General features: G+C 43.5%; 10 protein-coding genes and 1 pseudogene. 5 read left to right on the top strand and 6 right to left on the bottom strand.

The features are described 5' to 3' along the window. Window positions 1-39: 39 nt before the first annotated feature. The gene (locus BP688_RS05480; RefSeq protein ID WP_290596608.1) at window positions 40-711 is read right to left on the bottom strand and encodes a hypothetical protein; all 672 of its coding nucleotides are present in this window, start codon (window positions 709-711) and stop codon (window positions 40-42) included. Between the two features lie 14 nt (window positions 712-725). Next, window positions 726-1,661 (bottom strand): sulfite exporter TauE/SafE family protein, encoded by a 936-nt coding sequence (locus BP688_RS05485; protein ID WP_290596607.1) that lies wholly within the window; start codon window positions 1,659-1,661, stop codon window positions 726-728. Window positions 1,662-1,918: 257 nt separating this feature from the next. Between BP688_RS05485 and BP688_RS05490 the strand changes: the two genes are divergently transcribed. Together BP688_RS05490 and BP688_RS05495 are read left to right on the top strand one after the other, a co-directional pair. Next, window positions 1,919-2,161 carry a hypothetical protein gene (locus BP688_RS05490; RefSeq protein WP_290596606.1) on the top strand — a complete coding sequence of 81 codons (243 nt, stop codon included), beginning with the start codon at window positions 1,919-1,921 and terminating at the stop codon, window positions 2,159-2,161. Between the two features lie 67 nt (window positions 2,162-2,228). Continuing rightward, window positions 2,229-2,714, top strand: a complete 486-nt coding sequence (locus BP688_RS05495) for a pyruvoyl-dependent arginine decarboxylase (RefSeq protein WP_290596605.1) — start codon at window positions 2,229-2,231, stop codon at window positions 2,712-2,714. On the opposite strand, the gene BP688_RS05500 is transcribed toward BP688_RS05495, so the two are convergent. Further along, complete coding sequence (locus BP688_RS05500) at window positions 2,711-3,829, bottom strand: metallophosphoesterase (RefSeq protein ID WP_290596604.1); 1,119 nt, start codon at window positions 3,827-3,829, stop codon at window positions 2,711-2,713. The genes BP688_RS05495 and BP688_RS05500 overlap by 4 nt on opposite strands. A gap of 128 nt (window positions 3,830-3,957) precedes the next feature. Between BP688_RS05500 and BP688_RS05505 the strand changes: the two genes are divergently transcribed. Then, on the top strand, window positions 3,958-5,277 hold the full coding sequence (locus tag BP688_RS05505; protein WP_290596603.1) for a DUF22 domain-containing protein: 1,320 nt from the start codon (window positions 3,958-3,960) through the stop codon (window positions 5,275-5,277). A gap of 66 nt (window positions 5,278-5,343) precedes the next feature. Continuing rightward, a complete protein-coding gene (locus BP688_RS05510) occupies window positions 5,344-6,663 on the top strand; it encodes a DUF22 domain-containing protein (RefSeq protein ID WP_290596602.1) in 1,320 nt (439 codons plus the stop codon). Here BP688_RS05510 and BP688_RS05515 read toward each other — a convergent pair whose 3' ends face one another. Both BP688_RS05515 and BP688_RS05520 read right to left on the bottom strand, forming a co-directional pair. Beyond that, entirely contained in the window at window positions 6,664-7,071 is a 408-nt protein-coding gene (locus tag BP688_RS05515; RefSeq protein WP_290596601.1) for a hypothetical protein, read from the bottom strand. It lies immediately after the preceding gene. Next, window positions 7,071-7,970 (bottom strand): sulfite exporter TauE/SafE family protein, encoded by a 900-nt coding sequence (locus tag BP688_RS05520; protein WP_290596600.1) that lies wholly within the window; start codon window positions 7,968-7,970, stop codon window positions 7,071-7,073. The genes BP688_RS05515 and BP688_RS05520 overlap by 1 nt, the downstream gene beginning before the upstream one ends. 114 nt (window positions 7,971-8,084) lie before the next feature. Between BP688_RS05520 and BP688_RS05525 the strand changes: the two genes are divergently transcribed. Further along, entirely contained in the window at window positions 8,085-8,612 is a 528-nt protein-coding gene (locus BP688_RS05525; RefSeq protein WP_290596599.1) for a universal stress protein, read from the top strand. Between the two features lie 73 nt (window positions 8,613-8,685). Here the strand turns inward: BP688_RS05525 and BP688_RS05530 are convergent. Next, window positions 8,686-9,227, bottom strand: a pseudogene (locus BP688_RS05530) (sulfite exporter TauE/SafE family protein); the annotation flags it as partial.

Genomic DNA, 9,227 nt, shown 5'->3' on the forward strand with positions numbered 1-9,227 from the left:
ATAAATAGTTTTCCCACAGTCTTTAAATTAAAAAATTTGTTAATGTCCTGCCGGAGTTTGTGATATCAAGACTCTGAATATCGCATACACGAACTCTATCGTTATTATAAGGAAAATAATTCTTAACATTCCTGAAGCCCTCGGAATCGCTGTTATAAGCCCGACAACCGGTGTAAGCGCAAGTAGAACTACACTCAATATTATGTCGTTCTCGGGATCAAGGAGGTTAGTGAGGAACCAAGAATATCCCTTTGCATCTATGCCCTTAACTTCCTTCCAGAATGTTGAGGCAGAGTTACTCCATTTCTGAACCTCCAGATTAAGATTGTCACTTGGATTTATCCCAGCGAAGTAGAACATGGAGAAGAGAACTATGAGCATCAGACCTACATTGCACATCACCCGCATAACATCTGCGAAAATGCTGTTTACAAAATCTATTTTCACTCTTACCTCACTATCTTTAACCGATACCTCTGAAATTTCAAAGCCTCTGGGAGGGGAGATTAACTCAAAGTGCTCCCCATCTGTTATTTTTTCAGGAGTAGCCCTCTCATACAAGTCTTTTTTTTCAATTGCTCTGAATGCAGAAATTGAGGAAGAGCTATAAAATGCCTCACCCCTGTATAAAGGGTCAACAACCTCGGCCAGCTCCTCAAAACTTGGAATTATTTCCTTAATCTCCTTCACCAGCTTTTTTAAGCTAACCATTGCCACCACCCCCTTTACGTGAAATTCAGAATTCCAATTCCTGAAAGACCCTGAATTATGTTCACAACTCCCGAAAGGGCGATAAGCCCGATAACAAGTCGTTTGATTATTTTCGGTTTTGTTTTGGCAGCAAGTCTCGATCCTATTCTCGACCCTATACCTATCCCCATAATCACTGGAACAACAATAATTGGCAGTACAGCACCATTTGCAACATAAACCCAGAGAGAGGCTGAGTCATTTATTGCCAGTATCAGCATGCTTGTGGCAACTGCGACTTTCAGGGGAATGCCCATAACCAGGTTCAAAATTGGAACGTTCGCCCATCCAGCACCGAGACCGAACATACCTGCAATGAATCCAACGCCAGAGAACGCCAGCATTGCAAGTGGCAGGTTCGTGGCTTCGTATGTGACTACCTTGTTGAGCGTGGGTTCGAACCATGCACCTCTGAGTTCAAGTTTCTCAGCCAGCTTGTCCTTTTTCTTTGGTTTTGGATATTCAACGTTCTTTGATCTTCCGAGTGCGGCAAGGAGAATCAGGAGAACAACTCCTAAACTCATCTTTACATAGTATGATCCTCCCGGGAATGAATTGGATAACCACAGTCCCATAACACCCCCAAACACTGAAAATATTGTTGAAACTGCGACGAGTGGTGCAACTATTCTCAGATTAGCTAACCCTTTCTTGGTAAAGTAAGGCGCTGAGTTCAAAGATGTAGTTAGCGCTGCAACCAAACCAGCTCCTCTGATGAAATCTACATGGAAGGGTAGCATAGCCATCCCAAGTCCAACGAAAACAACTCCTCCACCAACGCCAGATAATGGACCAATAATACCTATAACGAAGGCAAACAGAAATACTAAGATCACCCATTTCAGCCACAGTGGTGCGTAGATGGTCACTGATTCGATCCCCAGTAGCACAAACGCTGTGCTTACAGTCACCAAAATTAATACAATTACTATTAATGACATTTTTGACCATAAATTTACTGTATCTGACACCATGTGAGTCATTTTGATGCGAAATACTTAAAATTTGTTATTTTATATCCAAAAAATCTCAAAAAGTTTCATAAAATTTCTAAAAGTTTAGTTTAGAAGTTAAAGGGTGTGTTAATTGTATGATATTAAATTATGAATTACAAAAAGTTCAGAAATGAATCGAAAATTACTTAAACGCCAAAAACATACGATCCAGTATGTCCGAAAAGAGAGTGCTTAGCCTAAGAGTCGTTATGGACAAAGAGTTGGAAGAGAAATTCTCAGAAATAAAAAAAGAGCTGGGACTTGCATCCAATGCAGAAGTTGTCAGATTCTTAGTTAATAGATTCTACAAAGAACTGGTAAACAAAGGCGGGATAATGGGTATCCTATGTAACTTGGCCTATTCACTGGCAGCTTCAGACATTCCAATAAGTGAGATTTCTGCTGCAATTTCTTGAGGTCGAACAATTTTTCAAATTGTTTTCTGAACAGCAAATGTTAAATTTTGATAGCAGAAGAGCAGGCATGGAAAGGAGAGCAGCGCTCATACCGAAAGAAGTTTTCTTTGTTTCAGGAATAGGGAGGCATGAAGACAAACTTATGAGTTTCGAGCTTGCACTGAGGGATGCAGGGATAGAAAAGTTCAATCTTGTTCCCGTTAGTAGCATATTACCACCCGGTTGTATTGTTGTGGACAAGGACGAGGGGCTAAGAAAGCTACATCCAGGAGAGATCGTTTTCTGTGTCATGGCAAGATATACAAGCTGCGAGGACGGTAAAGAGATTTTTGCAAGCATTGGAGCAGCAATACCAGACGATGGAAGCTTGAATGGCTACATAGCTGAACATAGTGGAGAGTGGTATGAGGGAGCAGAGAGACATGCTGAGAAGCTTGCTGCAGAAATGGTAAAGACTCAAGGTAATGGCACTGCTAAGACCTTAAGCATTACGGCAAAAGGAAAGGTTGAGAAGTGCACAACTGCTGTTGCTGCTGCTGTTTTTGTTGTTTAGTAAAGAAGTTTTCTGACTAACTCCTCAACCTTTTCCCATATTTCTCTTCTAACCTCTCTGTATTCTTCGATAGCTTCAGGTTTCTTGATTTCCCAGCGTTCACCAAGTCCGAGATCGTCGAATTCGATGATAACATCAAAATCCTTCAGCATATTCTCACTCACCCTCCTCGGCTTTCCATTCACTTTAAGATCGAGCTCCTTCATGACAGCCATTGCCCTTAGATCAACGCTATCTGCTGGCTCCAGACCTGCACTAAGAGCCAGCATGTTGTTGGGAGAGATTTTGTTGAAAATAGCCTCAGCCATCTGCGTTCTGCAATCATTGGCCTTTGAGACGAAAAGGACACGTTTTGGTTTCGCAATCCTGTGATAGATGTCAATTGATTCAGGAGTTTCCGTTTTGATGGTGAATCTCCCTACCTCTACTTCTCCAAAATCCACGAACCTGAGCTTTAGCGTGAGCGTTTCATTTTCGATTTCAATTATGTTATAATTCTGATCTGGCATTCCGAGGACTTTAAACGAGCCGAGAGTTCCTGCGTGTATTATGTGCGTCCTCATCAGTCTTATCGAGTAAGGCATGTGCCTGTGCCCAGCAAGTACAGCGGTTATACCAGTTGTGGTTATCAACTCCACCATTTCTCCCGCGTCTATGAGAACATTCCTCTCTCTTCCCGTTTTGGGTACTGGAACTATGTGGTGATGCAGAGCAAGAACATTGAACTTTTCTTTTTTGATTTTGCTTCTTATCCACTCTCTCTGCTCGTATCCAACGTATCCATCATCCAAATCGGGCTGTGTGCTGTCCGCTGCGATTAATGAAAGAATATCGTTCTTGTAATACTTTTTCGTCCCACCAAAATACAGTTCGAAAAACTCGTGCCCGATATTCCTCGCATCATGATTTCCTGGCACGGCTACAACATCGGGCTTCAAATCGATAAGGGTTTCATAGGCCTCCCTCATTTCGGAATGAATTCCCCAGCACGAAATATCTCCTGTTATAACAACAAGGTCAGGTTCAGCTTCATTTATCTGCTTGACTGCCTTCTCAACCTTTCCCCTCATTAGCTCTTCTCCGAAGTGTAAGTCTGAAATATGTGCGATTTTCATGTATGTTGCTAAAACAGTTTGAACTTAAACTTTAAGCAAAAATATTAAATTTAAAATTGATCGTAGAGACACCAAAAAAGGAAAAGAATATATAACATATAATCATTTAAAATTTTGAAGGTGGTGGTATGAAGGTGGAGATGACATACTGGCTTGATGAGATTGGGGGAAAAATCGAGCGTACAGGGATAGACCTCAAACCCTTCGGTTACAGAATGGCGCCAGTTACACAATGGGAAATGCTGATTGCGGACGAGGATATTAGCGTTGAAAGGGGTAAGCCGGTTATCCTGAGAATCAAGCCAATAGACATTCCTGAAAACACGATGGTTGGACCTTTGAGCATAATGAGGCATGCTCTCGGCATAGTTCAGGATGTAGTCGAGTGTGGAATTCCCGGAAAAGTTGAGGATGAAAAGTGTATAGACAGGGTTTTGTTCATTCCCGTTGAGGATGGAGAAATTAAAAAGGATGACTTAGTTGGAGTTTTGAAGGTCTTCTACATCAAAACTGGAATATTAACCCGTCTTTTTGGTTTGAACCCTCCTAAGGTGGAGATTAAGAGGGATATTACCGAAGCAAATATTACGTGGAGGGATAACGGGAACGTTTATCGGAAGAGAGTTAAAATAGATGCTCTTGGCTATACACGCAGCCACATAGGTGTGTGGGAGACACTGATCGCTGATGAAGATGTCACTGTAAGGAAGGGAGATATCGTTCGCATTAAGATAAGAGAAATCAATCTGCCCCCAAGCACGGTTGTTGTCCCACTCAGCATCATGAGGAATGCCTACGGGACGGTTCTTGACGTGATTGAGCTCGGAGAACCAAAGAGGGTTGAGGACGAGAAAAGAATACAGCAGGCTATATTTCTCGCTATAGAGGACGGAAAGATAGAAAAGGGTGATCTGATTGGTGTTATCAATGTTTATTACGTGGGCTTAACCGAGGTCAAGAGCGTAATTGAAGATAAGAAACCAGAAAGGGCAAGGATCGTTTACCGAAGTGGTGAAGGGGTGATCAAGAAAGAGGTGACTATTGAACCCTTCGGTTACAAGAGGAGTAGTGTAGCGAAATGGGGTGTTCTGATTGCCGATGAGAGAAAAGAGGTGAGATACGGAGAACCTACGGTGGTGAGAGTTAAGAAGGTTGAGATTCCACCGAACACCATAATCTACCCACTCCACATAATGAGGCATGCCTATGGGACGGTTGTTGATGTTTTCTGCGATTGTGCACCATGGAAGGTTGAGGAGGGTGGAGACATTCGAAAGGTTGTCTTCCTTCCTGTGATGGACGGAGAAGTGAGAGAAGGGGAGATGCTTGGAGTTCTGAACTTTTACAGTGTAGAACTGAGTCCGATTGGTAAGGTCAAACAGTGGCTGAGTAGCTGGCTTGATGAAATGGGGAAAACCTTCGACGAACCAGACTGGCCAGTCTGGTAAACTTTTAAAATTATTTGAACAAAAAGTTTTATAACAGTTAATTGTTTTGTTATGTGTGGGAAGAGCATGAAAGTAAAGATGCTATATTGGGCAGACCAGGTGGGTGGGAAGGTTGAAAGACTGAACGTGGAACTGAAACCCTTTGGCTACAGAATGGCTCCGGTCACACAATGGAAAACTCTGATTGCTGAGGAGGATGTCGAGGTGGAAAAGGGAAAACCGGTAGTTGTAAATGTAAGAACAATTGACATTCCAGAGAATACAATTATAGGTCCTCTTAATATAATGAGGCATGCACTTGGCACTGTAATAGACGTTGTAGAATGCGGTATACCGGATAGAGTCGAGGAGGAGAAATGCATAGATCAGGTGCTATTTGTTCCAGTGGATGATGGAGTAATAAAAGCCGGAGACCTCGTTGGAGTTCTGAAAGTATTCTTCATTAAAACCGGATTGCTATCGAGGATACCCATTCTAAAGCCTCCAAAGGTCGAGCTAAGAGAGGAGATCGTCGAGGCGAATATAACATGGAGAGACAATGGCAACATTTACAGAGAGAGCATGAAAACAAAGGTCTTTGGTTATACAAGGAGTCACGTTGGCGTCTGGGAGTTGCTGATTGCTGATGAGAGGGTTAAGGTGAAGAAGGGAGATATAGTCAGGATCAGGATAAAAGAGGTGGACTTGCCCCCTAATACTGTCGTAGTGCCTCTGTCTTTCATGAGGAACGCCTATGGGAGTGTTCTTGATGTCGTGCAGCTTGGCAGACCGAGCAGGGTTGAGGACGAGAAGAGAATACAGCAGGCTATATTTCTCGGGGTCGAAGATGGATGGATAGAGGAGGGAGATTTGATAGGGGTCATAAATGTTTACTTTGTTGGTGTAGAAAAGCTGAGCAGCATACCTTTGGAACTTGAGCCTAAGGAGGCAAATCTTGTTTACAAGAGCGGTGAGGGTGTAATAAGAAAGAATGTTACCATTGAGCCTTTCGGATACAAAAGGGCAGCTACTGCAAGCTGGGAGGTTCTGATTGCCGATGAGAGAAAAGAGGTGAGATACGGAGAACCCTGCTTGATAAAGATAAAGAGGGTCAGAATTCCGAGAAATACCATAGTCTATCCGATGTGTATAATGAGACACGCCTACGGAGCATTTGTTGACCTGTATTCAGACATCCCACTGCAGAAGGTTGAGGAGGAAAGGTATGCGAACAAAGTAATCTTCTACCCCATAGCGGACGGAGAAGTGAAGGAAGGAGAGATACTCGGAATTGTTAACCTTTACAGTGTCGAAGTTGGGAGTCTTAGGAAAGTAAAGCAGTGGTTGGATGGCTGGCTTGATGAAATGGGTGAAGCTTTCGCCGAATCTGACTGGCCCATGTGGTAATCACTCTCCAAAAGCCCCCAAAATTAAAGGTCTAACCGCACCAAAAAGCAGTTCCGAAATTACGAGTAGAGCAAGTATTCTGTAAATCCCTTTCAGCTTGGGAAGTATGCTGAGAAGACCCAAGACTGGTGTTAGAGCAAGGATAAAAAGCGAGAAAACAGCTATCGTGTCGGGGTGCTCAATGTAGAGAAACTCGGAGTAGCTTTCCATTTCTTTACCAACATTCACCTTCCAGAACTCTGATGCTGGAAGATGCCAAGTTTCCACAACCCTATCGGGTTCAACGAAGGGGTCGATATCGAGCAAATACATGACGGATGATGCAATAAGCACGATCAGACCAGCTATTGTCGAAATTCTAACGACCTTTGCAAACGTCCTGTATTCCTCAGCAACCTCGACATCCACTATACCACCCCCAGCCCTGCCAGACCTTTTTCAATGTCGAGTAGAGCTGCAAAGAGCATGATTCCCAGTACAACCATCCTGATAATTCTCGGTCTAACTCTTTCAGCAATCATCGCACCTATTCTTGCCCCAATCGTTACACCCAAAACTGACGGGACAACAATCAGAGGTAAAACAGCCCCTTTAGCAATGTAAACCCACATCGCTGCAGCATCATTGAGTGTTATTATCAGCATACTTGTAGACACGGCAACCCTCAATGGAGCGCACATGAGAAGATTTAAAACAGGTACATTTGCCCAGCCAGCACCAAGTCCAAACATCCCGGCAACAAGCCCAACACCAGCGAAAGCCGGTAAAGAGTAGGGTAATCTCGTCAATCTGTATTCTATCACCTCTCCTCTTGAAGGCTCATACCATTTTCCCGACAAATCAAGTTTTTCCGATATACTGTCCACCTTTTCTACCTCTGGGAACTCAACCCTCTTGCTCTTAACCATAACCGCAAAGATGAAGAAAAGAGAGATGCCAAGGGCAATGGTTATGTAATGCTTCCCCTCTGGCATCTCGTTCGTAATCCAAAGCCCCAGAACACTCCCCACAATTGATGAGGCTATTGAGACTGTCGCAATCACAATGGCTGCTCTGAGACTTGCCAGTCCCTTCTCCATCAGTCGTGGAGATGAAGAGAGGGCAGATGTAAGAGCGATTGCCAAACCTGCACCTCTGACAAAATCAATGTTGAAGGGGAAGAAGGCGGTAGTCAGGGGAACAAAAAGCACCCCTCCTCCCACTCCAGAAATGGGTGCGATGATTCCTATCAGGAGTGTAAAGACAAAGAGCAAAAGCAACCACAAGACGTACTCCATCCACCTGTCACCATTTATAATTCTGACCAACTCAATGATAAATTTTTTTATTTTAACTCTTAACATTTAATCATGGATTTTTAAAAGGCAACTTATATAAAGGTTGGAAGTTATAATAGTTTATCGGAAGAGGTATGTGGGATTATGAAAACCGATGAAAGTGAGAGGGGTAGAGTGATTCTTGTTATTGATGACACTGAGTGCGGAAGGGTGGCAGCAGAAAGACTTGTTTTCTTTGGAAAAGCCGGATTGAGGGCTGATGTTTACTTGGTTTTCGGAATAAACGTTGAAATATCTCCCATAGCCTCCTACGAGAAAGAGATGAAAATTTACACAAAGCTAAGATTGAAGGCCTCTAAGTACGTTGAGTTTTATAAAGATAGACTGGAAGGAGTAGGACTTGACGTGAAGCAGGTTAAGATTGTCTTAGGCAACATCTTAGAGGAAGTTCTTAGGCTTGAAAAGGTTTTGAATCCCGACGTAATAGTTTTCGGTATGGAGAAAAAGGGATTTCTTAAGAGGCTCATTCACGGCGACCCTTACCGGGAAATCATATTTGAAACCAAATCACCTGTTATGGTCTGTAAGCCGGGTTATGAGAGAAAAGAGGTGGATTACGAAAAAGTAAAATGTATCCGATGTGCACTTGCTGAAATGGGGGATTACCAGTAGGGCCACTCCGTTTTCTCGAAGACTTCTCCGAAATATTCTATCTGGGACTCGAAAAACCGAATGATAGATTGTATCATGCTCTCACACCCTTTTCAATTTTCGCCGCCCAGTTGTCTATACCCTCATAACCGCTTTGTGCTATGGATTTAGCCAAGTCATCCTTCAGGGCTGACACCTTGATGAGGTCAAGAAAGGCGTGTGCGAAGCTGCCGTGAATGAAGCTCCAGTAGATGGCGAGAAATACCACACCGACGGAGAGGGCTACTCCAGTGACTGGGTCAGCATGGGGAATGGTGGTTATGAAGTGTGGCCACCACTCTGGATCACGGAAAAGCCAGTAGTAGTTAGCGAAGGTCAAGAGACCGAATATAATCAATCTCTTTACATTGCCTCTTCCTGTATGTGCAGAGGCTTCCAAAGCTCTATCCAGAAGCCCCAGCTTCTTGAGCTTTGACCTCACCTTCATCATAGGGTAACCGACGAGGGGTGTTACTGAGAGCATCGCAAGGAGCATTATGGGGAATACAAGGGAATCGAGCAAACTCACAACTCCTTCATCCATCTCAATCCATCCCAGCTCCACGAGATAGCCCGGTACAGCAAGAGCTCTGCTGA

This window comes from Archaeoglobus sp. UBA230, from assembly GCA_002507545.1.
Taxonomy (GTDB): domain Archaea; phylum Halobacteriota; class Archaeoglobi; order Archaeoglobales; family Archaeoglobaceae; genus Archaeoglobus.